Here is a 22,301-nt window from a genome sequence, read left to right on the forward strand (position 1 = left end):
CAGCGCCCGGGGATTCGCAGCGGGCGGCGCACGGTCGTCGACCGGGTCTGCGCGCCGCGAATCGTTGAGCCGGCAACGCGGCGACGCTGCGCCGGGAATGGCGCGGCGGCGCGGGGCGCGGCCGGACGGCCGGGCGTCGGGAGGGGCGCTGCCGCGGTCATGAGCTCGCGGATCGTGTCGTCGAGTGAGGTTCGCATCGTCGTGTATCGGGCCATATCGGCTGCTCCTTCGTCGGTGGTGTGGCTGCGTCGGGTCTGGGCGGCGATATCGGGTCCGTGCGGCATGCGCTGTCTCCTTCGATCGGTGTCGCGCTCGGCGACGAACACAAACTTAGAACGGACCTAAAAATATGTCAAGAACAATTTTGGGACGGCTTCAGTTATGCTGCGGTCATGACCACACAGCAGGGGCTCCGGGCGAGGAAGAAGCAGCAGACCAGGGAGCAGATCTCACATCGGGCGACCGAGCTGTTCCTCGAACGCGGCTTCGACAAGGTGACGATCGCCGATGTCGCCGCGGCCGCCGATGTCGCCAAGATGACGGTCACCAACTACTTCCCGCGCAAGGAGGACCTCGCGCTCGACCTCGGCGAGGTGTTCGTCGAGCAGTTGGCCGCCGTCGTCCGCGCGCGTGAGCCGGGGCAGTCGGCGCTGGCCGCGTTGCGCGCTGCCTACCTCGCCGCGGTGGCCGCGCAGGATCCGGTGATCGGGTTCAGCGGAGAACCGTTCGCCCGGATGATCACCGACAGTCCGGCGCTGGTGGCGCGCCTGCGCGAGTTCCACGACGAGCGGGAGAACGCGCTGGCGGGCGTCCTGCGCGAGACCACCGGCGCCGCGTCCGACGACATCACCCCGCGGATCGCCGCCGCCCAGCTCGCCGGCGTCCAACGGGTGCTGTTCGAGGAGATCCTGCGCCGCATGCTCGACGGCGAGTCCGGTGACGAGATCGCCACCGCCATGGCCGAATACGCGCGGATCGCGTTCGACGCGCTCGAACCGGGCCTGGGCGAGTACGCCGTCCGCTGACGTCTCGGTCTGATTGCTGCCGTGTCACTGAAGTACCGCGCACCGTCGGAAAGCCCATACTGAGGCCATGTCCGATGGTGTTGCTGTAGACGAGCCTGTCGAGCCGATGAGCAAGACCAAGATCAACCTCATCTTCGCGACGGTGGTGCTCGGCATGCTCATGGCCGCGCTCGACCAGACCATCGTCTCGGCGGCGCTGCCCTCGATCGTGGCCGACCTCGGCAGCGCGGGGCACATGGCCTGGGTGGTCACGGCGTATCTGCTCGCCGAGGCCGTCGCGACCGTGCTCGCGGGCAAACTCGGCGACCTGTTCGGCCGCAAACTGCTGTTTCAGATCAGCGGCGTCATCTTCATCGCGGGCTCCGCGCTGGCGGGCATGGCGCCCGGCATGGGCGTGCTGATCCTGGCCCGCGGTATCCAGGGCATCGGCGCGGGCGGCCTGATGGTGACCTCGATGGCGCTGATCGCCGACACCATCCCGCTGCGGGAACGCGGCAAGTATCAGGGTGCGCTGGGCGCGGTGTTCGGCATCACCACGGTCGTGGGCCCCACGCTGGGCGGGCTGTTCACCGATCACGCGAGCTGGCGCTGGTGCTTCTACGTCAATGTGCCGCTGGCGATCATCATGGTGGTGATGGCGGCGCGCACGCTGCCGCGTCTGCGCGCCGTCGCGCGGCCGGTGATCGACTACCTCGGCATCGGGCTGGTCGCCCTCGGCGTCTCGGCGCTGATCCTCGGACTGGAGTTCGGCGGCAACGAATATCCGTGGGGCTCGTGGCAGATCATCGGGTTGTTCGTGCTCGCGGCGATCCTGCTGACCGCGTTCGTCCTGGTGGAGCGGCGGGCACAGGCGCCGATGCTGCCGATGCGGCTGTTCGGCAGCCGGGTCTTCACGGTGTCGTCGGTGCTCAGCTTCATCGTCGGCTTCGCGATGCTCGGCTCGATGACCTATCTGCCCGCCTACCTGCAATACGTCGACGGCGCGACGGCGACGGTGTCGGGCGTGCGGACGTTGCCGCTGGTCGTCGGCCTGTTCATCACCTCGGTCTTCTCCGGTCAGGTGGTCGGGCGCACCGGGCAGTACCGGTACTTCCCGATCGTCGGCATGGCGGTGATGGCGGTCGGCCTGTGGTTGATGTCGACGATGGGCCGCCAGACCAGTGTCTGGCTGGAATCGCTGTACATGCTGATCCTCGGTGCCGGGCTGGGGTTGTCCATGCAGGTGCTCACCATCGTCGTGCAGAACACCGTCCCCTACGCCGATCTCGGCACCGCCACCTCGGGCGTGACCTTCTTCCGCACTCTCGGCAGCGCGTTCGGCACCGCGGTCTTCGGCACGCTCTACAACAACCACAGCAAGACCGCCCTGGCCGAGGCGATCCAGCAGACCCCGGGCATCGGCCCGGAGGTGGTCGCGAATCCGAAGCTCTTGCGGGGGTTGCCGGTCGAGCAGACCGCGCCGATCATCGACGCCTACGCCAACTCGATCGATTACGTGTTCCGCTGGGTGGTTCCGGTCGCGCTGCTCGGGTTCGTCGTCGCCTGGTTCCTGCCGCAGGTCCGCTTGCGCGACAGTGCCAGGCACGGCGCGGGCGATATCGGCGAGGGTTTCTCGATGCCCGACTCCGACGACCGGGTGGTGCAGCTGGAACGCGCGGTCGCGGCCACCGTGCGCAAGGCCAGGGCGCACAAGCCGATCATTCCGGAGCTCATCGCGGCGGCGGGCAGCTCACTGGAGCCGGATGCCGCCTGGGCGCTGGGGCAGGTGTATCTGCACGACAAGCAGGGTCTGCCCGCCAAGGTCTACGGCATCGCGTTCCGGCACCGGCTGCCGGTGGAGGTGCTGTCGCCGGTGTTCCGGCAGGCCGTCGACGACGGCCTGCTGCTCGACGACGGCGGCACGCTGACCCTGACCGACCAGGGCATCCGGGAGGTCGATCTGCTGCGGTCCGGGTGGCGGCGCTGGCTCGGCGACCGCCTCGACGACTGGAACTACCACGACCCCGCCGATCGCGCGCTGCTCGACGAGGCGCTGTCGAATATCGCGGGCAAGCTGCTCGATCAGGGCGCCGACAGCGTCGAGGTCGCCAAGGTCTGACCCGGTTCGTCCAGCCGGGTGGATCGCGCTTGCCGCCTAATACTCGTAGACGTATATTCGTAGACGAGTAAGGAGGTGCGTATGGCCACGAAGCGCAAGGTGAACAATCTGCTGGCGCTCGCCGTGCTGTCGGTGATCGTGCAACGGCCGATGCACCGCTACGAGATCGCCGCCACCCTGCGCGCCCATGGCAAAGACAAGGACATGGACATCAAGTGGGGTTCGCTCTACACGGTGGTCCAGAACATGGCCAAGGCCGGTTTCCTCGAAGTCGTCGGCAGTGAGCGCGACGGCGCCAGGCCCGAGCGCGTGATCTACCGGATCACCGACGCCGGCCGCACCGAGATGGCCGACTGGACCAGGGAACTGCTCGCCTCGCCCGAGCCCGAACACCACCGGTTCACCGCGGGCCTGTCGATCCTGGCCGTGCTCCCGCCCGACGAGGTGATCGAGCTGCTCGGCCTCCGGATCGACGCGCTCGACACCGCCGTCGACCGTGCGAAGACCGAGCTCGCCGGGCTGGCGGGCAGCCTGCCCCGGCTGTTCCTCGTCGAGACCGAATTCGGCGTGGCGATGCTGGAAGCCGAGGCGCGCTGGGCGCGCTCGCTGCGTGACGAACTCCGCGCCGGCACCTTCGAAGGCCTGCGGATGTGGCGGCAGTGGCATGCCGACGGCATGCCCGCCGACCGGATTCCCGACTTCGGCGAAGGGGGGACCGGCTAGCTCTCGCCCCGAAAAAGACCCCGGACCCGGTGGTGTGCGGCAACACCCCACCGAGTCCGAGAAACCGTCCCGACACCGTGCTCACACGCATGCGCACCCGGCTACGAGGCTGGCAACCACAGGATAGCCCGGGTGACGCAGACACAGATCTGGAGATCACTCATGTCCCACACCCGTTCCGCCGTGGTCATCGGCGGTGGCATCGCCGGCCCCGTGGCCGCGACCGCCCTGCTCCGGGCAGGCATCGACGCCCACGTCTACGAGGCCTATTCCGGGCCGTCCGAAGGGATCGGCTCCGGGCTCGCGCTCGCCCCCAACGGGGTCGCGGCCCTCGACATCCTCGGCGCCGGCGACGCCGTGCGCGCGATCGCGCTGCCCGTGCGCGGCATGCGGCTGGCCGTCGGCGGCCGCGAACACGTCCTGCCGGTGCTGCCCGATCAGCCGCCGCTGCAGGTCGTCGACCGCGGCGAGCTGCACCGCGCGTTGCACGATCACGCGGTCGCGGCCGGTGTGCCGTTCAGCTACGACAAGCGGCTGGTGCGCGTCGACGAGCACGCCGACGGCGTGACCGCGCACTTCACCGACGGCTCCACCGCGTCGGCCGACATTCTGGTCGGCGCGGACGGCATCCGGTCCACCGTCCGGACCCTGATCGACCCGGCCGCGCCCGGACCCGACTACACCGGCATGCTCGGCTTCGGCGCGCTGGTCGACTGCGACCAGGATCTGCCCGCCGACACCATGGTGTTCGCCTTCGGCGCCAAGGCCTATTACCTGTACTGGCAGCACGCCGACGGCCGCGTCGCCTGGGGCGCGAATCTGCCCAGCAAGCAGTACTACTCGCTGACCGAGGCGCGCGCGATCCCGGCCGAGCACTGGCTGCGCGTGCTGCGCGAGACCTACGCGCCCGATACCCCGGGCGGCGAGTTCGCCCGCCGCACCACCGCCGAGAACCTGGAGATCACCGGGGCGCTGCACATCATGCCGCCGGTGCCGCACTGGTATCGCGACCGGATGGTGCTGGTCGGCGACTCGGTGCACGCGCCGTCCAACAGCTCGGGGCAGGGTGCGTCGCTGGCCATCGAGAGTGCCGTGCAGCTGGCCCGCTGCCTGCGCGACATCGACGCGCCCGCCGAGGCCTTCGCGGCCTACGAGCGGCTGCGCCGGTCCAGGGTGGAGGGCGTGGCGGCGCGCGCGGCGAAGGTCAACCACAGCAAGACGCCGGGCCCGGTCGCCCGCAAGATCATGAACGCGATGATGCCGCTGATGGTCAAGACGGTGATGAACCCGGAGAAGACGATGGGCGCCGAACGCCGCTACCGCATCGACTGGGACGCGCCGGTCCAGCGCGAGCTCGCCACACTCGCGTCCTGATCCGTGCTCGCCCCCGGCCGGGATGCGCCGACCGGGGGCGAGTACCCGCGCATACTGGGACGACAGACTCAGGCTGCCAGGAGACGCTCGTGTCGACGATCAACGGACTGCCCGCCCATGTCCTGCTGGTGCACCTGCTCGTGGTGCTCGTCCCGCTGACGGCGGCACTGCTCGTCCTGGCGGCGGTCTGGCCCATGGCTCGGCGCGTGCTGGTCTGGCCGGCCGTGGCACTGGCGGTGCTCACCGTGGCCCTCACCCCGGTGACGGTGAGCGCGGGGCGCTGGCTCGCGCAACGGGTCGGCAGCACGCCCGCCATCCGCGCCCACATCGATCTCGGCGACACCCTGCTGCCGTTCGTGATCGCGTTGCTGGTGGTCGCGGCGCTGGTCGCCGGGGTGCATCTGGCCGAGCGCGCGGGCAGGCGGCCGACGCGCGCGGTGGTCGCGGTCGTGGTCGTGCTCGCGGTGGCGGTGGGTGTCGCCGCGACGGTGCAGGTCGTGCGGATCGGGGACTCGGGAGCCCGGGCGACGTGGGGACCGCTGGTGTCCGCGGTGGCGGGCTGAGCCGTCCTCGGGAATAGCGGATTGCTATCGAATGTCGGTGTCAGCGCCGTGCGGCGCGCAGGTGCAGGATCCGGGCGGACTCCGCGTCGGCGGGCAGGAAGGCCTCGAGATGGAGTTCGGCGAGGGTGACGTCGGTCGCGGTGGCGAACGAGGTGAGGGTGGTGATCAGGCGCAGATCGCCGTCGTCGGAGCGCAGGTGCAGGGGGACGGCGAAGCCGACGTGATCGGGACCGGGGGTGACGGCGGGCAGATAGCCCGACAGTTCCGTGATCAGCGCGTCGACGGCGGGATCGGGGGTGTGGGCGGCCCGGCTGCGCAGTGCGTCGATGATGTGCCTGCCCCATTCGGGCAGATTGCGCACGCGCGGCGCGACGCCCGCCGGGTGCAGGGCCAGCCGCAGCACATTCATCGGCGCGCGCAGCAGATGGTCGGCGACGCCGTCGGTGAACAGGTCGAACGCGGCGTTGGCGGTGACCAGTTCGCCGCGCGGACGGGCGACCAGCGCCGGATACGGCAGGTGCCCGTCGAGAACGGCGGTGAGCGCTTCGCGCACGGGCGCCAATTCCGGTGCGGCCAGATCGCTTTCGGGGAACACCGGCGCGAAGCCCGCCGCCAGCAGCAGATTGTTGCGATCGCGCAGGCCCAGTTCGAGCGATTCGGCCAGCCGCACCACCATCGTGCGTCCCGGCTGTGACCGGCCCTGCTCGAGGAAGCTCAGATAGCGCTGACTCGTCTCGGCGCGAATCGCCAGGTCGAGCTGGCTGACCCGGCGCAGGGTGCGCCAGTGCCGCAGCTGCGGGCCGAAGGCGGTGGTGGTCTGCGCGATCGTCATGGGGCGAGTCAACCGCGGGCGGCCACCTCGCGCCATTCCCGCCGGGGAATGACAGGCGGAGCGCGACGACGCACGGCGTTCATTCCCCGCGGGGAATCGCGCGGCGTCACCGCCCTCGACAGGGTTGTGGCCATGAGCGACAACGACATCGCCACCCGCTACGTGGCCCTCTGGAACGAAGCCGACCCCATCGTCCGCCGCACCCTGATCGAGGACCTCTTCGCCGTCGACGGCGCGCAGTACCTGGTCGACCCACCCGCCGCGGCCCGCGCGGCGGCGGCCGACCTCGCGATCGCGGCGCCGCCGCTCGCCGTGCACGGCTACGACGCGCTCGACCGCCGCGTCACCCGCGCCTACGAGATGTTCCTGGCCGACGGCGAGTTCGTCTTCGTCACGGCGGGCCCGGCCGTGGCACTGCCCGCGGGCACCGTCGGTGTCGCGTGGACCATGCACCGCCGCGGCGACGACACACCCCAGGGCGGCGGCTTCGACCTGCTCGCGCTCGATGCCGACGGCCGCGTCGTCACCGACCACCAGTTCATCGAGGGGTCGCGATGAATGCCCTTGCCTACCAGGCAGTTCCCGGTCAGGGACTCACGGTCGCCGCGCAGCGGCGACCCGAACCGGGTCCGCACCAGGTCCTGATCCGGGTCGGCGCGGCCTCGGTGAACCGGCGCGATCTGATGCTGCTCGACGGCACCTACCCCCTGCCGCTCACGCCGGGCATCGTGCCGCTGTCCGACGGCGTCGGCGAGGTGATCGCACTGGGCGAGGATGTCACCCGCGCCGCCCTCGGCGACCGGATCACCGCGAGCTACTTCGTGCACTGGGTCGACGGTCCGCAGAGCCTGGCGCTGGCCGCAGAACAGTACGGCGCCAACTATCCCGGGTTCCTCGCCACGTACGCCCTGGTCGAAGAGGACTCCATCGTGCACGTGCCCGCGCAGCTCACCGACGCCGAGGCGGCCACGCTGCCCTGCGCGGGCCTGGTGGCCTGGTCGGCACTCACCACGGGGACGCCGGTCGCGCCGGGTGACCGCGTGCTCACGGTCGGCAGTGGCGCGGTCGCGCTGTTCGCCGTCCAGTTCGCGACGCTGCTGGGCGCGGAGGTCCTCTCGATCACGTCCGGCCCGGCGAAGGCCGAGCGGTTGCGGGCGCTCGGCGCGGAGACGGTGATCGACCGGACCGAGACGCCCGACTGGGGTGCGGTGGTGTCGGGGCTGACCGGTGGCGTCGAGCACGTGGTCGATGCCGTCGGCCTGCCCACGCTGCCCCAGTCGGTGGCCGCGGGCGCCTACAACGCGATGGTGACGATGATCGGCGCGATGGCCCCGGCGCCCGGGACGGTACCGCCGGTCAACCCGTTCGGCTCGTCCTATCTCGCGATCCGCCGGATCGCCGTCGGCAGCCGCGTCGGCTTCGAGGCGATGAACCGGGCGATCACCGAGCATCGCCTGCGCCCGGTGATCGACCGCGAATTCGGGTTCGACGAGGCCGCCGCGGCCTACGACTACCTGCGCTCGGGCGCGGCGTTCGGCAAGGTGGTCGTCTCCGTCGGCTGATCGTCGGTGGGGGAGCCGTGCAGCAGACAGAACACGGTCACGCACACGACCAGCCAGGACAGGCCGAACAGCCAGCCGGCGAGCACATCGGTGGCCCAGTGCACGCCCAGATAGATCCGCGACAGCCCGACCGCGATCGGGAACAGCACCGCGAACACCGTCGCCACCCACCGAACCCAACGCCTGCGCAGCCCGGGGATCACGGTGATCGCCACGATGCCGACCACGACCGTCGTGCCCAGGGTGTGCCCCGACGGATACGACAGGCTCGGTTCGGCGACGAGGCGGGCGACCTCCGGCGGCCGGTGCCTGCCCACGAGATGTTTGACCACCACGACCAGCACCCCCGCGCCCGCCGAGGTGACGGCGACCAGCGCGGCGGTCGCCCAGTCGCGCCGCCAGGCGAACCACGCGACCGTGATCGCCGCGAGGATGGTCATCGACTTGGTATCGCCCAGATCGGTGATCACCCGGGCGATCGAGGTGAGCGGTTCGCCGCGGTGCGCGATCATCCAGTCCAGCACCCGTGGGTCGAACCGGATGATGCCCGCGTCGTTGTTCACCTGCCAGGTGAGCGCGATGAGCGAGACGGCGGCGGTCGCGAGCAGGGCGGCGGCCAGCGGGGGCCGTCGGCCCAGGACCGACCACGCGAGGTCGTCGGGCGGGGGTCGGCGCGAGGCGATCGGCATAGCTACCAGATTGCCAGCTCCGGCCTCATGCTTCGAAGACGACCGCGTTTCCGGCGACGTCGCGGGTGCCCGCGACCTTCTTGATCGCCTTCACCAGGTCGGCGACGGTGTCCCAGACGCGCGGGGGCTCGCCCTCGATGTTGCCGATGGTGTACCAGGTATCGGTACCGCGGTAGCGGACGAGGCCCTTGCCCGCGTCGTCGAGCATGACGTCGAGCTCGCCGGACACCGTCCCTTCCTCTTCGGTCATGACGGCGCTGTCGGCGGTGATCTCGATCGTCTCGCTTATTTGAACTCTCCTCGGCGGAGGCAGTCGTCGACTGCGGTGCGCAACGCGGTGTGCTCGGCGGTATCAACGGTCAGGGCGTACTTTATCTTGACCTTGACGTAATGCTCGACATAGGCGCACCGGAAGTTGCCCGGCGGCAAGTAGTTCGCGGGGTCCTGGTCACCCTTGGAGCGGTTGGCCGAAGGATCGGCGGCGACCAGGTTCATCGAGTCGTTGGCGATGCGGCGGCGGGTGTCCTCGTCGCGGTCGGCGGCGCCGGAGCGCCACGCCTCGGCCAGGGCCACGATGTGTTCGGCGTCGACCTTGGCCGGGTCGGTGATGAACTTGTACGGCCCGAGCTGGCCGGTCTTCTTGTCCACGAAGCCGTAGCGGTCCTGCCAGCCGGCGCCCGCGGGGATCTTCAGCTCGCAGGTCTTCGGGTCGAGGGTGACCTTGCCGGTCGCGTCGCGCAGCATCATCACGTCACGGCTGGTGCACTTGGGGTACTGGGCCAGCTCGCCGCCGAAGCCGTGTTCGGGCTTGTTGGTGTCCCAGTGCGGGAACTTCTCCCTGGTGTAGCCCGTCATCGGGCCTTCCTTGGCGACAACGAGTTTGCCGAGCAGATCGCCGATCTCCTTGCCCGACACCGTCGCCGCGCTCGCCGGACCCGGCCCCGGCGCGGTGGGGCTCACCTTGTCCAGCATCGAGTTGGCGATGGTCAGCACGACGCCGATCACCACCGCCGCGGCGAGGGCGAGCAGGGCCCGGCCCAGAGGAGAGCCGCTGATCGATGACCACTTCATGCCCGTATCACCCACATGCCTTCGTCGAAAATGAACCGGCACAACCTAACGGCCGCACCGGGTGTCGTATCTGATTGTCGTCTATGACGTTCGGCACACGGCATCGCAAAGGAATTGCGGCTCAATAGCGTTCGCCTATCGAGGGTGGTGACCTGCGGCGGAGCGCGGTAAACCCGGAGTGACGCACGTCACTATGAATCCCTGTCGGCGGCGGCCGGTTCCGCGCGTCCAACCGGGGGAAGGATCATTCAGCGAAAGGAACCGGCCATGCCGACCGTCGACGTCATCGACTCGTTCATCTCCTACAGCGACGCGGGTGCCGACACCCGACCCGTCGTCTTCCTGCACGGCAACCCCACCAGTTCCTACCTGTGGCGCGACGTGCTGCCGGTGGTGCGCGAGCACGCCCGCTGCCTGGCCCCCGACCTGATCGGGATGGGTGCCTCGGGCAAACCCGAGATCGCCTACCGCCTCGACGATCACGCCCGCTACCTCGACGCCTGGTTCGACGCGCTCGAGCTGACCGATCCGATCCTGGTCGGTCACGACTGGGGCGGCACCTTGGCCATGGATTTCGCCGCCAGGCACCCCGGCCGGGTCGCCGGGATCGCGGTGATCGAGACCTTCCTGCGCCCGCTGCGCTGCTCGGAGCTGCCCGCGCGCTCGGCCGAGATGTTCCGGCTGTTCCGTTCGCCCGCGGGCGAACAGGCGGTGCTCGCCGAGAACAAGTTCATCGAATACAACCTGCCGACGCTGGTCCCCGCGCTCACCGAGGCCGATCTCGACGCCTACCGCGCCCCGTATCCCACCCCGGCCTCGCGCGCGCCGATGCTGGCCTGGGCCAGGGAGTTCCCGCTCGACGGCGAGCCCGCCGACGTCGTGGCCAGGGTGAACGCCTACGGCGAATGGATGGCGGCGAGCGCGGGGGTGCCCAAGCTGCTGATGACGGTGGAGCCCGCCGTCGGGCTGGGCAGCGCCGAGGTGATCGCCTGGGCGGCGGCCACCTTCGCCGACCTGGAGGTGGAGTCGGTGGGCCGGGGCTCGCACCACGCGCCGGAGGATCAGCCGGTGGCGATCGCGAAATCCGTGGCGGGCTGGCTGGACCGGCACGGGCTGTTGGCGTGACGGGCGACAATATCGACATGGAGACCGACGAGGCCGCGCTGGTCGCTCGCGCCGTGGCGGGCGACCGGGCAGCGTTGAGCGAGGTGATCGCGCAGCTGCAGGATCCCCTGTACCGCTTGGCCCTGCGGATGACCGGCCGCCCGGCCGACGCCGAGGACGCGGTGCAGGAGATCCTGATCCGGGTGGTCACCCGGTTGTCCACCTGGCGCGGCGAGGCCGCGCTGCGGACCTGGGCGTACCGGGTCGGGGCGAACTATCTGATCTCGCAGCACCGGCGGTCGGCGCCCGAGCGCGAACAGCTCGGCCTCGACGAGTTCGGCGCGAACCTGCTCGACGGGCTGGCCACCGAGGACTACCGCGGTCCCGAAGCCACTCTGCTCGCCGAGGAGGTCCGTCTCAGCTGCACCCAGGCGGTATTGCAATGCCTGAGCCGGGACGAGCGGATCGCCTTCGTCCTCGGTGACGTGTTCGGGCTGTCGGTGGCCGAGGCGGCCTGGGTGCTCGACATCAGCCCGGCCGCGTACCAGAAGCGCTGGGAGCGGGCCAAACAGCGACTCGGCGCGTTCCTGCGCTCGTCGTGCGGGCTGGCGAATCCGGCGGCGCCGTGCCGGTGCGCGCGCCGGGTCACCCGCGCGAGTGAACTCGGGCGGATCGATCCGGCGCGCCCCGTCTACACGAAACACGCTGTGCGCCACGGTGGTCGCACGGTGGCCGAAGCGGCGGCGCAGCTCAGCGACCTGCGGGACGTGGCGGCGGTGCTGACGGCGCATCCGGATTACGCGGCGCCGCAGGAGAAGATCGCGGCGATCGCCGGGCTGCTCGGCTCGGGCCGGTTCCCGCTGCTCGACTGAGGTCAGTCGGGCAGCGTCCCGGTCTCCGGCGGAATCCCGGTGTCCAGGAAGCGGATCAGGCGGGCGATGCGGGCGGCGTGGTCGACACAGCGCTGGAACTGGCTGCCCAGCAGGGCCAGATCAATCGCCGTGCCGGTGCCGACGCCGACCTCGGCCGTGGTCAGCACGGCGCGCAGCTGCGCGCAGCGCGTTTCCATGGTGGCGGCCGTGGTGCCGTCGTCCTCGGTGAAACGGCCGGTCGCGACCGAAGCGCTCACCCGCGCAACATATTCCGCGGCCAGCAAGCCCATCGCCACCAATTCGGCGATGACCGGCTCCGGCGCGACGGCCCGCGGATGCGCCCGGTACACGTACTGACCGGCGGTCTCGGTGCGCCTGCCGATCCGCGAGAGCTCCCCGGCGATCTGGATCGCGGTCACCACGTGGCGTAGGTCGCGGGCGACCGGCGCCTGGAGCGCGAGCAGGGCCATGGTGCGACTTTCGCAGGCGGCGAACATCTGCTGGAGTTGCTCGTCGAGCGCGAAGACCTCGTAGGTGGCGGTCAGGTCGGCGCCGGCGAGCGCCTCGGTGACCCGCTCGGTCGCGTCATGGGCCAAGCGCGACATCAGGGTGAGATCGTTGGACAGAGCAACGAGCTCGAGGGTGAACTGGGTCCGCACGGGCTGAATTGTTCCCCATCGAGGCGCTCCCCGGGAATCCATCGGCGGATCTTTCGCGGCCGGGTATCCCGGTCCACTCGCGCGCGGCTGGAACGATGGAGGCCATGATTGCCGCGTTGACGACCAGATGGACCCTCTTAGTCCCGATACTCGCCGCGCTCGTACTCGCCGTCACCTGGGGGCGCGACGTGCCGGGACTCGTGGTGGCGCTCGTCAGCGCCGCGCTGGTCGGCGCGGTACTGGCCGCGGTCCATCACGCGGAGGTGGTCGCCCATCGGGTCGGCGAACCGTTCGGCTCGCTCGTGCTGGCCGTGGCCGTCACCGTGATCGAGGTGGCGCTGATCGTGACGATGATGATCTCCGGTGGCGACAAGGCGGCCTCGCTGGCCCGCGATACCGTCTTCGCCGCGGTGATGATCACCTGTAACGGCATCTTCGGCCTGGTCCTGCTCGTCGGCGCGCTGCGCAGGCGGGTCGCGGTGTTCAATCCCGAGGGCACCGGCGCCGCGCTGGCCACCGTCGCGACGCTGGCGACGCTGAGTCTGGTGCTGCCGACCTTCACCACGAGTAAGCCGGGACCGGAGTTCTCGCCCGCGCAGCTGGCCTTCGCCGCGGTCGCCTCGCTGGCGCTGTATCTGCTGTTCGTGATGGTCCAGACGGTGCGTCACCCCGACGATTTCCTTCCGGTGGAGGACGGCGGCGCGGTCGACGACAGCGCCGCCGACGACCACTCGCCGTCCAACCGGGCGGCGCTGACCAGCCTGGGCCTGCTGGTGCTCGCGCTGGTCTGTGTGGTGGGGCTGGCCAAGGTGGTCTCGCCCGCGCTCGAGGCGGGCGTGGCCTCGGCCGGGCTGCCACAGTCGGCGGTCGGCGTGGTGATCGCGATGCTGGTGCTGCTGCCGGAGACGCTGGCCGCGGTGAATTCCGCGCGCCGCAACCAGGTGCAGATCGGCCTGAATCTCGCGCTGGGCTCGGCCATGGCCAGCATCGGTCTCACCATTCCGGTGATCGCGCTGGCGACGATCTGGTTGAGCGGCCCGCTGGTGCTCGGCCTGGGCGCCACCCAGATGGTCCTGCTCGCGCTGACCGTCGTGGTGAGCACGCTGACCATCGTTCCCGGCCGCGCGACCCTGCTGCACAGTGGCGTTCACCTGGCGTTGTTCGCCGCTTTTGTGTTCCTGGCCGCAAGTCCGTAGCTGAAGTGTTGCGGATCACACGAGGCGACGATCTGTCATTGAAACCGCGAAAAAGCGACGAGGGTCACCACCCCGAAATTTTGTTGTGACGCAGAGTACCGGCTAGCTTGCTGGAGTTGGCACCGACGCCGAAGCCAGAGAGTGCGGTATGAAAATCACCATGCTCCGCGCTTCGCGAGCGGGCCGGGGGCATCGCTGATGTCCACCGATCTGCATTCCGCGAAGCCGGATTCCGCTACCCAGATCGTCCGCAAGAACTTCACCGACACGGTCGTGTCGTCGTTGCGGACCTTCGGGCGCGCGGTCGACCTCGCGCAGGAGTCGGTCACCGGCACCGTCGCCGATGTCGCCCGCGGGCATTTCCAGTGGCGCGAGACCCTCGTCCAGGCCTGGCGGCTGATCACGGTCACCGCGATTCCCGCGATCCTGATGGCGATCCCGTTCGGCGTGATCGTCTCGATCCAGGTCGGTAACCTGATCCACAGCCTCGGTGCCGACTCCATGCTCGGCGCGACCGGCGGTCTGGGCGTCATCAAGCAGGGCGCGCCCATCGCCACCGGCTTCCTGCTCGGCGGCGCGGGCGCGGCCGCGATCGCCGCCGACCTCGGCGCGCGCACCATCCGCGAGGAGATCGACGCGCTCAACACCATGGGTATCAGCCCGGTGCACCGACTCGTCATCCCGCGCATGATGGCCATGCTGATCGTCGCGCCGATGCTCAATGTGCTGATCATCTTCGTCGGCGTGCTCGCCGGGTACGCGGTCGCCGTCGGCGGCCAGGGCGTGACCCCGGGCAGCTACTGGTCGACCTTCGGCTCCTTCGCCACCGCCGGTGACGTGTGGGTCTCGCTGCTCAAGGCGCTGATCTTCGGCTTCCTGGTCGTCGTCATCTCCTGCCAGCGCGGGCTCGAGGCCAAGGGCGGGCCGCGCGGTGTCGCCGACGCGGTGAACGCGGCGGTGGTGCTCTCGGTGGTCTCGATCGCGATCGTGAACCTGCTGGCCACCCAGATCAGCGCCATGTTCCTGCCGACGAAGTTGGCATGATGGCTGCCTCCTCCTATCTCCCCACCTCGCTGCACTGGCTGCGCGGGCCGGCCCGGCTCGGCAAGCGCATCGGCTCGGCCGGTGAATCGCTGGGCTTCGTGGCCGTGTTCGTCTGGCAGGTGCTGTCCTCGGTGCCGCTGACGCTGCGCCGCTACCGCGACGAGACGCTGCGCGCGGTCACCGACATGACCTGGGGTCGCGGGTCGATCATCGTCGGCGGCGGCACCGTCCCGATGATGATCGTGCTCGGCCTGGTGATGGGCGCCTCGGTCGGCGTCGAATCCTTCGCCTCCCTCGACATGCTCGGCATGGGCCCGGTGACCGGCGTCATCTCGGCCTACGCCACCACCCGTGAGCTGGCCCCGATCGCCGCGGCCATCGGCTTCGCCGCGCAGGCGGGCTGCCGGATCACCGCCGAGATCGGCTCGATGCGCATCTCCGAGGAGATCGACGCCATCGAAGCGCTGGGCCTGCGTTCGGTCCCGTTCGTAGTGACCACTCGCGTCATCGCGGGCGCGATCGCCATCGTGCCCACCTTCCTGATCGCGCTGATCCTGTCCTACGGCGCCTGCCGCGGGCTGCTCACGATGGTCTACGGGCAGTCGGCCGGCGTCTACGACCACTACTTCTTCCAGTTCATCTCCGGGTTCGACATGATCGCCGCCGTCATCAAGGTCGCCGTGTTCGGCACGGTGGTGATCCTGGTGCACAGCTACTTCGGGTTCTTCGCCACCGGCGGCCCCGAGGGCGTCGGCATCGCCTCCGGTCGCGCGGTGCGCGCCAGCTCGGTGGCCATCGTCGCCATCGACATGGTGCTGTCGATCATCCTGTGGGGCTTCAACTCGGCGATCAGTTTTACGGGGTGAGCTAGTGCCTAACTACGGAATGCCCGGCGTCGCCGCCGATCGGCGCACCTCGCGGCTGACCGGCGCGATCATCCTCGGCATCATCGCCGCGGTCGTGCTGGCCACGGTCGCCTACCGCAATCTGACGACCGAGGAGGGCCTGCGGATCGCGCTGCACACCGAACACCTCGGTGACGGCATCAGCGTGGGCAGCCAGGTCCGCATCGACGGCGTCACCGTCGGCGAGGTCGCCGAGGTCGCCCCCGGCGAGCGCGGCACCCAGCGGATCTCGCTGCTGCTCGACGCCGACCGGCTGCACGGCATCGACGACAGCCTCGCCGTCGACTACGCCCCGACCAACCTGTTCGGCATCGCCGAAATCGAGCTGCGCCGCGGCACCGGCGGCGCCCCGCTGCGCGCGGGCGCGGTGCTCGACCTGACCGGCGCCAACTCCGGCCGCGTCTACGACGCCACCATGAGCGCCATCCTGCGCAGCCTGTCCCAGGTCGGCATGACGGTGACCAGCCCGCAGATGGCGACGGTCATCTCCCAGCTGGCCGCCGACTTCAAGGCCTTCACCCCGCTGGTCCAGGCGCTGATCACGATGGCGAAGACCATCGCCGACAACCAGGACGTGGCGCCCTCGGAGCTGTTCGGCAAGCTCGGTCCCGCCTTCGACGGCGGCGGTCAGTTCGCCGGCGCCACCATGCAGGTGATCGACACCCTCAGTGACATCAAGGTGACCCAGGTCGACAAGGACCGCTACGACATCGGCGTCGGCGTGATCGGCGGCAGCATCCTGCCCGCCCTGACCACCACGCTGACCACCGCGGGCGGCCACTTCGCCGAGACCACCGACATGCTCGCGCCGATGCTGTTCGCGCTGGCCCAGATGTCGCCGAACCCGCGGCAGACCGGCGCCGACCTGCAGGCCCTGCTGACCAACCTGCGCGGTGCCATGCCCGACGGCCCGGACGGCCCGGTGCTCAACCTCGACGTCGAGCTCAGCGGGGTGCCCGCGATCGCGGTACCGCTGTTCGGAAAGGCCGGTGCGCGATGAAGATTCGTGGCGTCGCACTGCGACTCGGCGTGTTCTCGCTGGTCATGCTGGCCGTGCTCGGGCTCGTCTTCACCCTGATCAAGCGCCCGGTCTCCGGAGACACCGAGGCACACGACGCGCTGTTCACCGACGCCAACGGCCTCAAGGTCGGCAACGACGTGCGGATGTTCGGCGTGCAGGTCGGCAAGATCGAGAAGATCAGCCTCGAGGGTGACAAGGCCAAGGTCCACCTGACCGTCAAGACCGACACCCCGATCTACGACAACAGCAAGCTGGCCATCCGATACCAGAACCTGACCGGCCAGCGCTACATCGACCTGCAGCAGGCCCCGAACCCGGGCACCCGGATCGCGGCCGACGCCCGGATCGGCGCGAACATGACCGTCCCGTCGTTCGACGTCACCAGCCTGTTCAGCGGGCTGAAGCCGGTGCTGGCGACGCTGTCGCCGGAGGCGATCAACCAGTTCACCGCGAGCATGCTCGCCGTCATCGAGGGCGACGGCAGCGGCCTCGGTCCCGCGCTGACCGCGATCGACCAGCTCGCGAGCTACGCCGAGGACCGTCAGCAGGTCATCGACACCCTGATCCGCAACCTGTCGACGCTGGGCGATCGGCACGGCGGCCGCGTCGGCTACCTGCTGCCGCTACTGGCCCGGCTCACCGACATCTTCGAGGCGATGCAGCGCAATATCGGCGGCGTCGCGCAGTTCGCGATGACCGCGCCGTCGGTGCTGGCGCCGGTCGACCGGCTGCTGGCCTCGCTCGGCCTGGTCGAGGGCGGCAGCGCCGAGGTCGACGCGATGATCCGCGGTCTGTTCCCCGACCCGCAGGAGGCGGTCGCGGTCCTCGGGCGGCTGCCCGGGCTGCTGGCCACGGTCGACGCGTCGCTCTCGCGCGACTTCGCCGACTTCACGCCGCACTGCAGCAACGGCGCCGCCCAGGTGCCCGCGCCGCTGCAGGTGCTGATCGCCGGACAGAAGGTGACGGTATGCAACGCCTGAGATTCTTCTCCGGAGATCGCCCGATCCTGGACGAGGCGGGCAAGCGCGCCCGCGAACTGCGGATGGGCATCATCGGCCTGAGCCTGGTGGTGCTGTTCATCGTCGGCGCCGCGGTGATCTACGTGGTGCCGCTGGGCAAACACACCTACACCGCCGAACTCAGCGAGGCGCAGTCGGTGCGCGAGGGCGACGACGTGCGCCTGGCCGGCATCTCGGTCGGCAGCGTCGTCTCGCTCGAGCTGAAGCCGGACAAGGTGCTGATGGAGTTCACCGTCGACTCCGACGTCTTCGTCGGCGACCAGACCTCCCTCGACGTGCGCATGCTGACCGTCGTCGGCGGTCATTACGTCGCGCTCTACCCGGCCGGTTCCCGCCCGCTGGGCGACGCGCCGATCCCCGCCGACCGAATCCGCTTGCCGTACAGCCTGATCGAGACCTTCCAGGACGCCACCACGCCGCTGGCCGCCGTCGACGGCGACACCGTGCGCAAGAACCTGGCCGCCGCGAACACCGCGATCGCGGCCTCCCCGGAGGCGCTGCGCTCCACCCTCGACACCGTCGGCAAGTACGTCGACATGCTCGACCGGCAGCGCTCGCAGGTGTCGAAGTCGATCGCGATCCTCGACGAGTACATCTCCATGTACGACGGCGCCAAGTCCGACCTGGGCAGGCTGATGGACAACGTGAACATGCTCGAGGACGTGCTGCTGAGCAAGAAAGCCGAACTGGCCGAGGCGGTCCGGCTGCTGGTCTCGGTGGTGAACCGGCTCGCCGGGCTCGCCCCCAGCTGGGATGCCACGCTGAAGCCGCAGGCCCAGGCGCTGGCCGACGCGCTGCCGCGCCTGCGGCAACTCGAAGGCGGGTTCGAGCCGGTCCTGGGCACCGTGCACGACCTGCAGACCAAGTTGTCGCAGCTGGTCACCCCGGACGCGGGCGTCGTGGTCGACCAGTCCGGCGCGCGCGTCTGCGTGCCGCTGCCGGGGAAGGCGTGCTGATGCTGAAACGACTGCTCGGATCCCAGGCGTTCATGTCGATCGCCGGGGTCGGCGTGCTGGCGGTACTGGTGATCGCCGGCTACTTCGTCACCTTCGATCCGCTGAAGAAGACCGAATCCTATTGCGCGCTCATGCCCGACGCGATCGGGCTCTACCCGGGCAACCACGTCACGATGCGCGGCATCGACGTCGGCGAGGTGACCGCGGTGCGCAACGAGGGCGCCAAGGTGCGCGTCGAATTCGAGGTCGACGCCGACTATCCGGTCTACGCCGACGCGTCCGCGACCACCGTCGCGTATTCCGTTGCCGCCGACCGCAATCTGGCCGTGCTGACCAGCGGCAAGGACACCAGGCAGTTCACCGGCGGCTGCATCACCAAGACGCTGACGCCCAAGTCCATCACCGAGACGCTGACCGCGCTGGCCAGCCTGTCCGAGGAACTCTCCGGCGTCGAGGCCGGACAGCCCAGCGCGCTCGCGGACGGGCTGTCCTCGCTGGATCGCGCGACCGAGGGCGTCGGCCCGACGGTCAACGAACTGGTGCACAAGCTCGGTTCGGCGATGAACAAGCCCGACGCCGACATCGGCCATCTGGCCGGGCTGTTCGACGCGTTCGCCTCGGTGTCGAACCGGGTCGCCGCCAACTGGGGCGATCTGCAGTCGATGCTGGTCCGGCTGGCGCCGCTGCTCAACCAGGCCTCCGACGACCTGCTCGGCCCGGCCACCTCGCTGTTCGACGGCTTGCGCGAGGTGCTGCCGATGCTCAACGACCTCACCACCATTCTCGGCGACCCGCTGATCGGCGCGCTCGACGGCGCGGTCCCGCTGGTGAAGTTGTTGCGCGCCAACGTCGGATCGCTGCGCGAGGTGGTGTTGAAGATGCCCGCGCTGACCTCGGCCTTCCAGAGCGCCGCGAGCGGCACCGCGATCAGCTACGCCGCGCCGAAGGTGGCGCTGCCCGGCGGCGAGGCCGACCAGGTGTGCGCCGCGGTGAACGCGCTGCTCCCCGGGCAGTGCGCCGATCCGGCGCAGGGCCTGACCGATGTGAACCTCGTGCAGGTCGTGCTGGGAATGGCAGGTGCCCGATGAACCCGCGAAAGACACTGCGGCGCGGCATGATCGCGCTGGTGGTCGCGGCCGGTCTCGCGGTCGGCGGCTGTGGCTTCGATCCCGCCGAGGTTCCGGTGCCCGGCTCCGCCGTCTCGGGCCCGACCTACCGGGTGCAGATCGAGTTCAGCAGCGCGCTGAACCTGCCCGCGAAGTCGAAGGTGATCGCCAACGGTGCCGAGATCGGCACCGTCGACACCGTGCGGGTGATCCAGCCCGCCGACGCGCCCGCCGGTCGCGGCGGTTACGTCGTCGTCGAGGCCGACATCCAGGACTCCGTGCAGCTGCCGACGACCACCATCGCCGAACTGCGCCAGGACACCATCCTCGGCGACATCCACGTCGCGCTGACCACCCCGAAGGACGGCTTCGGCGCGCTGCTGCGCGACGGCGGCACCATCCCGATCGAACGCACGAAACCGCCGGTGCAGCTGGAAGACACGATGGCCACCATGGCGCTGTTCGTGCAGGGCGGGGCCATCGGTCAGCTGCAGGAGATGATCGGCCGGGTGAACTCGGTGATGCCGGCCGATCCCAAGGAGACCGCGCGCATCTCGGCGGTCATGGGCGCCGACGCCGCCGACCTGGCCGCGCACCTGGACCAGGTCGACCTGCTGGTCAACGGCCTGGCCGCCAATGCCGAGATCATGGTCGGCATCGAGGCCGAGCTCACCCACATCCTCACTCCCGAAGCCGTGCGGGCCCTCTCGGGCACCCAGGATTCGATCGCCAAGACCATGGCCGTCTTCCTGGCGCTGGGCCCGGTCGGCTCCTCGCTGACCTGGCTGGCCCCGATCGCGAACGCGGGCGACGCGGCGGCGACCGCGTTCCTGCCGCTGGCCACCGGCGGCTCGGCCGATCTGCGCTCGTCGACGAACATGGCGCTGCTGACCGCGCTGTTGCGCGACAAGGTGATCCCCTTCGCCGAGCGCGGCCCGAAGGTGAACGTCACCGGCGTGCGGGTCTCCGAGCAGGAGCAGGTGGACCAGATCGTGACCGCGCTGCGGATGATCGGAATGGTGCGATGAAGATCGGTGCACTGGCCTCACTGGGCGGCATCGCCGCCATCACCGTGCTCGGCGCGAGCTACCTGACCTTCGGGGTGGTGCGGGTCGACCCGTTCGCCGACTACACCGAGGCCTCGATCGAGCTGGCGAACTCCGGCGGTCTCAGCGTCGGCTCGCCGATCCTGCTGACCGGCATCGAGATCGGCAAGGTCACCGCGGTGGACACCGCCGCCACCGGCGGCGTGCGGGTCGGCTTCGAATTCGGCGCCGCGAACAAGGTGCCGATGAGCAGCATCGTCACCATCGAGCACCTGTCCTCGCTGGGCGAGCCGTACGTGCAGTTCGTGCCGCGCAGCGCCGACGGGCCGTACCTGACCGACGGCCAGCGGCTGTCGGGGGAGAACGTGCGCACGCCGATGTCGATCCCCGAGGTCGCGCGGCTGGTCACCAAGACCGTCGAGCAACTCGACCCGGCGGTCGTCGGATCGCTCGTCGACACCCTCGGCCAGGCGATGACCGGCACCGAGAACGTCATCCCGGAGTTGGCCAGGGCGGGCGACCTGCTCGCCGCGGCCATCATGAGCAGGGCGCCCGCGATCGCCGAGCTGCAGAACAACTTCGAGTTCGTCTCCGGCGACATCGGCTGGGCCGGACCGGCCACCTCGGCCGCCGCGCCGGCCTTCGTGCGGCTGAGCCAGGTCATCGACGAGTTCGTCGAGTCGGTCGGCCGGGTCAGCGCGGCGGGCGGTGACCCGGAGATGTATCTGCGCGACGGCGGCCTGGTGCCGTTCCTCCAGCAGCTCACCGCGAAACTGAACGAGCTCGGTCCCGAACTCTCGGCTCTGCTGCCCGGTCTGCGCCCGCTCACCGAATCGCTCACCGCGGCGGGCCCGCAGATCGACCTCAGCACGCTCATCGCCCAGGCGTTGCACAACACCGACGCCGACGCGGTGAAGGTGCGGGTCGCGATCAGGTAAACATCCGGCAACCACTGAATATAGGAATATGCCCTGGACAGTGGTTGTCCGCTCGAGCCGGGCCGTGTTCGAGCAACCGTGCGGTAGCCTGCTGGACGAGGCAGTCCGAGTCCAGTGGGCGAAGGCGGTGCGATCCATGGCAGAGAGCAGCGAGGATCCCGACCAGGGGACCGGAAGCAGTACTCGGGTGATCGCGATCGCGGCGGTGCTGGCCGCCTTGCTGGCGCTGGTCGTCGCCCTCGGGTTGGTACTGCGCGCGAATCAGGGTGACGAGAACGATCCGTCCACGGTCGATCCGATGGGGACCGACTCCCACGGTCTGCCGGTCGGCGACGAGGTGTCGGGCCAGGAAGCCGCGTTCGCGCCGCCGTGGCCCGCCCGGCGGGTCGGCGGGAACTGCTCGGCGGGCGGCATCGTCGCCCACTGGCGGGTCGAGACCGACGGCCAGTGGCAGTGCACGGTGACCACCCCCGACGCCGCGGTGCCCGCCGCCCCCGC

Annotated in this window: 25 protein-coding genes; 19 read left to right on the plus strand and 6 right to left on the minus strand. The window is 69.9% G+C overall.

Annotated features, from left to right (window positions below; genetic code table 11):
• On the minus strand, positions 1-284 hold a 284-nt coding region (locus ATM97_RS02345; RefSeq protein WP_218716257.1), incomplete at its 3' end, for a hypothetical protein.
• Positions 285-392: 108 nt separating this feature from the next.
• Between ATM97_RS02345 and ATM97_RS02350 the strand changes: the two genes are divergently transcribed.
• The 5 genes from ATM97_RS02350 to ATM97_RS02370 all read left to right on the plus strand — a co-directional run bounded on the left by ATM97_RS02350 (position 393) and on the right by ATM97_RS02370 (position 5,783).
• Positions 393-1,025, plus strand: a complete 633-nt coding sequence (locus tag ATM97_RS02350; RefSeq protein ID WP_218716258.1) for a TetR/AcrR family transcriptional regulator — start codon at positions 393-395, stop codon at positions 1,023-1,025.
• Positions 1,026-1,092: 67 nt separating this feature from the next.
• Positions 1,093-3,123 carry an MDR family MFS transporter gene (locus tag ATM97_RS02355; RefSeq protein WP_255586756.1) on the plus strand — a complete coding sequence of 677 codons (2,031 nt, stop codon included), beginning with the start codon at positions 1,093-1,095 and terminating at the stop codon, positions 3,121-3,123.
• 81 nt (positions 3,124-3,204) lie between these two features.
• Positions 3,205-3,846, plus strand: coding sequence for a PadR family transcriptional regulator (locus ATM97_RS02360; protein ID WP_218716259.1), 642 nt, complete (start codon positions 3,205-3,207; stop codon positions 3,844-3,846).
• Positions 3,847-4,008: 162 nt separating this feature from the next.
• Positions 4,009-5,220 carry an NAD(P)/FAD-dependent oxidoreductase gene (locus ATM97_RS02365; RefSeq protein WP_218716260.1) on the plus strand — a complete coding sequence of 404 codons (1,212 nt, stop codon included), beginning with the start codon at positions 4,009-4,011 and terminating at the stop codon, positions 5,218-5,220.
• Between the two features lie 89 nt (positions 5,221-5,309).
• Positions 5,310-5,783 (plus strand): DUF2231 domain-containing protein, encoded by a 474-nt coding sequence (locus tag ATM97_RS02370; protein WP_218716261.1) that lies wholly within the window; start codon positions 5,310-5,312, stop codon positions 5,781-5,783.
• A gap of 40 nt (positions 5,784-5,823) precedes the next feature.
• Here the strand turns inward: ATM97_RS02370 and ATM97_RS02375 are convergent, their stop codons facing one another.
• Entirely contained in the window at positions 5,824-6,615 is a 792-nt protein-coding gene (locus tag ATM97_RS02375) for a helix-turn-helix domain-containing protein (protein ID WP_255586758.1), read from the minus strand.
• Between the two features lie 132 nt (positions 6,616-6,747).
• Between ATM97_RS02375 and ATM97_RS02380 the strand changes: the two genes are divergently transcribed.
• Together ATM97_RS02380 and ATM97_RS02385 are read left to right on the plus strand one after the other, a co-directional pair.
• The gene (locus tag ATM97_RS02380; protein WP_218716263.1) at positions 6,748-7,173 is read left to right on the plus strand and encodes a hypothetical protein; all 426 of its coding nucleotides are present in this window, start codon (positions 6,748-6,750) and stop codon (positions 7,171-7,173) included.
• Positions 7,170-8,177: an NAD(P)-dependent alcohol dehydrogenase gene (locus ATM97_RS02385; protein WP_218716264.1), complete on the plus strand. Its 1,008-nt coding sequence runs from the start codon at positions 7,170-7,172 to the stop codon at positions 8,175-8,177. Before ATM97_RS02380 ends, ATM97_RS02385 begins: the two co-directional genes overlap by 4 nt.
• On the opposite strand, the gene ATM97_RS02390 is transcribed toward ATM97_RS02385, so the two are convergent.
• The 3 genes from ATM97_RS02390 to ATM97_RS02400 are packed head-to-tail and all read right to left on the minus strand — an operon-like array spanning position 8,126 to position 9,937.
• Positions 8,126-8,866 (minus strand): phosphatase PAP2 family protein, encoded by a 741-nt coding sequence (locus tag ATM97_RS02390; protein ID WP_218716265.1) that lies wholly within the window; start codon positions 8,864-8,866, stop codon positions 8,126-8,128. The two genes, ATM97_RS02385 and ATM97_RS02390, sit on opposite strands and share 52 nt — an antisense overlap.
• A 25-nt stretch (positions 8,867-8,891) precedes the next feature.
• A complete protein-coding gene (locus tag ATM97_RS02395; protein WP_218716266.1) occupies positions 8,892-9,116 on the minus strand; it encodes a hypothetical protein in 225 nt (74 codons plus the stop codon).
• A gap of 35 nt (positions 9,117-9,151) precedes the next feature.
• Positions 9,152-9,937, minus strand: a complete 786-nt coding sequence (locus ATM97_RS02400; protein ID WP_218716267.1) for an HNH endonuclease family protein — start codon at positions 9,935-9,937, stop codon at positions 9,152-9,154.
• A 246-nt stretch (positions 9,938-10,183) separates the two neighbouring features.
• Between ATM97_RS02400 and ATM97_RS02405 the strand changes: the two genes are divergently transcribed.
• Together ATM97_RS02405 and ATM97_RS02410 are read left to right on the plus strand one after the other, a co-directional pair.
• Positions 10,184-11,062: a haloalkane dehalogenase gene (locus ATM97_RS02405; RefSeq protein ID WP_308248346.1), complete on the plus strand. Its 879-nt coding sequence runs from the start codon at positions 10,184-10,186 to the stop codon at positions 11,060-11,062.
• Positions 11,063-11,079: 17 nt separating this feature from the next.
• Positions 11,080-11,913 carry an RNA polymerase sigma factor gene (locus ATM97_RS02410; RefSeq protein WP_218716269.1) on the plus strand — a complete coding sequence of 278 codons (834 nt, stop codon included), beginning with the start codon at positions 11,080-11,082 and terminating at the stop codon, positions 11,911-11,913.
• Between the two features lie 2 nt (positions 11,914-11,915).
• Here the strand turns inward: ATM97_RS02410 and ATM97_RS02415 are convergent, their stop codons facing one another.
• A complete protein-coding gene (locus ATM97_RS02415) occupies positions 11,916-12,572 on the minus strand; it encodes a PhoU domain-containing protein (protein WP_218716270.1) in 657 nt (218 codons plus the stop codon).
• A 95-nt stretch (positions 12,573-12,667) separates the two neighbouring features.
• Between ATM97_RS02415 and ATM97_RS02420 the strand changes: the two genes are divergently transcribed.
• The 10 genes from ATM97_RS02420 to ATM97_RS02465 all read left to right on the plus strand — a co-directional run.
• On the plus strand, positions 12,668-13,768 hold the full coding sequence (locus ATM97_RS02420; RefSeq protein WP_374104821.1) for a calcium:proton antiporter: 1,101 nt from the start codon (positions 12,668-12,670) through the stop codon (positions 13,766-13,768).
• A 198-nt stretch (positions 13,769-13,966) separates the two neighbouring features.
• Entirely contained in the window at positions 13,967-14,812 is an 846-nt protein-coding gene (locus tag ATM97_RS02425) for an ABC transporter permease (protein WP_189034738.1), read from the plus strand.
• Positions 14,812-15,678 (plus strand): ABC transporter permease, encoded by an 867-nt coding sequence (locus ATM97_RS02430; RefSeq protein ID WP_218716272.1) that lies wholly within the window; start codon positions 14,812-14,814, stop codon positions 15,676-15,678. The genes ATM97_RS02425 and ATM97_RS02430 overlap by 1 nt, the downstream gene beginning before the upstream one ends.
• A 4-nt stretch (positions 15,679-15,682) precedes the next feature.
• Positions 15,683-16,717 carry an MlaD family protein gene (locus ATM97_RS02435; protein ID WP_308248345.1) on the plus strand — a complete coding sequence of 345 codons (1,035 nt, stop codon included), beginning with the start codon at positions 15,683-15,685 and terminating at the stop codon, positions 16,715-16,717.
• Positions 16,714-17,718 carry an MlaD family protein gene (locus ATM97_RS02440; RefSeq protein WP_218716273.1) on the plus strand — a complete coding sequence of 335 codons (1,005 nt, stop codon included), beginning with the start codon at positions 16,714-16,716 and terminating at the stop codon, positions 17,716-17,718. The genes ATM97_RS02435 and ATM97_RS02440 overlap by 4 nt, the downstream gene beginning before the upstream one ends.
• Entirely contained in the window at positions 17,706-18,713 is a 1,008-nt protein-coding gene (locus ATM97_RS02445) for an MlaD family protein (protein WP_218716274.1), read from the plus strand. Before ATM97_RS02440 ends, ATM97_RS02445 begins: the two co-directional genes overlap by 13 nt.
• On the plus strand, positions 18,713-19,801 hold the full coding sequence (locus tag ATM97_RS02450; RefSeq protein WP_218716275.1) for an MlaD family protein: 1,089 nt from the start codon (positions 18,713-18,715) through the stop codon (positions 19,799-19,801). The genes ATM97_RS02445 and ATM97_RS02450 overlap by 1 nt, the downstream gene beginning before the upstream one ends.
• Complete coding sequence (locus tag ATM97_RS02455; RefSeq protein WP_218716276.1) at positions 19,798-20,847, plus strand: MlaD family protein; 1,050 nt, start codon at positions 19,798-19,800, stop codon at positions 20,845-20,847. Before ATM97_RS02450 ends, ATM97_RS02455 begins: the two co-directional genes overlap by 4 nt.
• Positions 20,844-21,803: an MlaD family protein gene (locus ATM97_RS02460; protein ID WP_218716277.1), complete on the plus strand. Its 960-nt coding sequence runs from the start codon at positions 20,844-20,846 to the stop codon at positions 21,801-21,803. The genes ATM97_RS02455 and ATM97_RS02460 overlap by 4 nt, the downstream gene beginning before the upstream one ends.
• Before the next feature lie 136 nt (positions 21,804-21,939).
• The coding region (locus ATM97_RS02465) for a hypothetical protein (RefSeq protein ID WP_218716278.1) at positions 21,940-22,301 on the plus strand (362 nt) is incomplete at its 3' end.

This window comes from Nocardia sp. MH4, assembly GCF_019266065.1.
GTDB classification, from domain to species: Bacteria; Actinomycetota; Actinomycetes; order Mycobacteriales; family Mycobacteriaceae; genus Nocardia; species Nocardia canadensis.

Bases quoted from the DNA above. Each gene is read 5' to 3' on its own strand.
- ATM97_RS02455 (WP_218716276.1), top strand. From the start codon at position 19,798: ATGAACCCGCGAAAGACACTGCGGCGCGGCATGATCGCGCTGGTGGTC.
- ATM97_RS02425 (WP_189034738.1), top strand. From the start codon at position 13,967: ATGTCCACCGATCTGCATTCCGCGAAGCCGGATTCCGCTACCCAGATC.
- ATM97_RS02430 (WP_218716272.1), top strand. From the start codon at position 14,812: ATGGCTGCCTCCTCCTATCTCCCCACCTCGCTGCACTGGCTGCGCGGG.
- ATM97_RS02375 (WP_255586758.1), bottom strand. From the start codon at position 6,615: ATGACGATCGCGCAGACCACCACCGCCTTCGGCCCGCAGCTGCGGCAC.
- ATM97_RS02460 (WP_218716277.1), top strand. From the start codon at position 20,844: ATGAAGATCGGTGCACTGGCCTCACTGGGCGGCATCGCCGCCATCACC.
- ATM97_RS02350 (WP_218716258.1), top strand. From the start codon at position 393: ATGACCACACAGCAGGGGCTCCGGGCGAGGAAGAAGCAGCAGACCAGG.
- ATM97_RS02410 (WP_218716269.1), top strand. From the start codon at position 11,080: ATGGAGACCGACGAGGCCGCGCTGGTCGCTCGCGCCGTGGCGGGCGAC.
- ATM97_RS02395 (WP_218716266.1), bottom strand. From the start codon at position 9,116: ATGACCGAAGAGGAAGGGACGGTGTCCGGCGAGCTCGACGTCATGCTC.
- ATM97_RS02385 (WP_218716264.1), top strand. From the start codon at position 7,170: ATGAATGCCCTTGCCTACCAGGCAGTTCCCGGTCAGGGACTCACGGTC.
- ATM97_RS02365 (WP_218716260.1), top strand. From the start codon at position 4,009: ATGTCCCACACCCGTTCCGCCGTGGTCATCGGCGGTGGCATCGCCGGC.
- ATM97_RS02450 (WP_218716275.1), top strand. From the start codon at position 18,713: ATGCTGAAACGACTGCTCGGATCCCAGGCGTTCATGTCGATCGCCGGG.
- ATM97_RS02355 (WP_255586756.1), top strand. From the start codon at position 1,093: ATGTCCGATGGTGTTGCTGTAGACGAGCCTGTCGAGCCGATGAGCAAG.
- ATM97_RS02445 (WP_218716274.1), top strand. From the start codon at position 17,706: ATGCAACGCCTGAGATTCTTCTCCGGAGATCGCCCGATCCTGGACGAG.
- ATM97_RS02390 (WP_218716265.1), bottom strand. From the start codon at position 8,866: ATGCCGATCGCCTCGCGCCGACCCCCGCCCGACGACCTCGCGTGGTCG.
- ATM97_RS02440 (WP_218716273.1), top strand. From the start codon at position 16,714: ATGAAGATTCGTGGCGTCGCACTGCGACTCGGCGTGTTCTCGCTGGTC.
- ATM97_RS02400 (WP_218716267.1), bottom strand. From the start codon at position 9,937: ATGAAGTGGTCATCGATCAGCGGCTCTCCTCTGGGCCGGGCCCTGCTC.
- ATM97_RS02420 (WP_374104821.1), top strand. From the start codon at position 12,668: ATGGAGGCCATGATTGCCGCGTTGACGACCAGATGGACCCTCTTAGTC.
- ATM97_RS02380 (WP_218716263.1), top strand. From the start codon at position 6,748: ATGAGCGACAACGACATCGCCACCCGCTACGTGGCCCTCTGGAACGAA.
- ATM97_RS02360 (WP_218716259.1), top strand. From the start codon at position 3,205: ATGGCCACGAAGCGCAAGGTGAACAATCTGCTGGCGCTCGCCGTGCTG.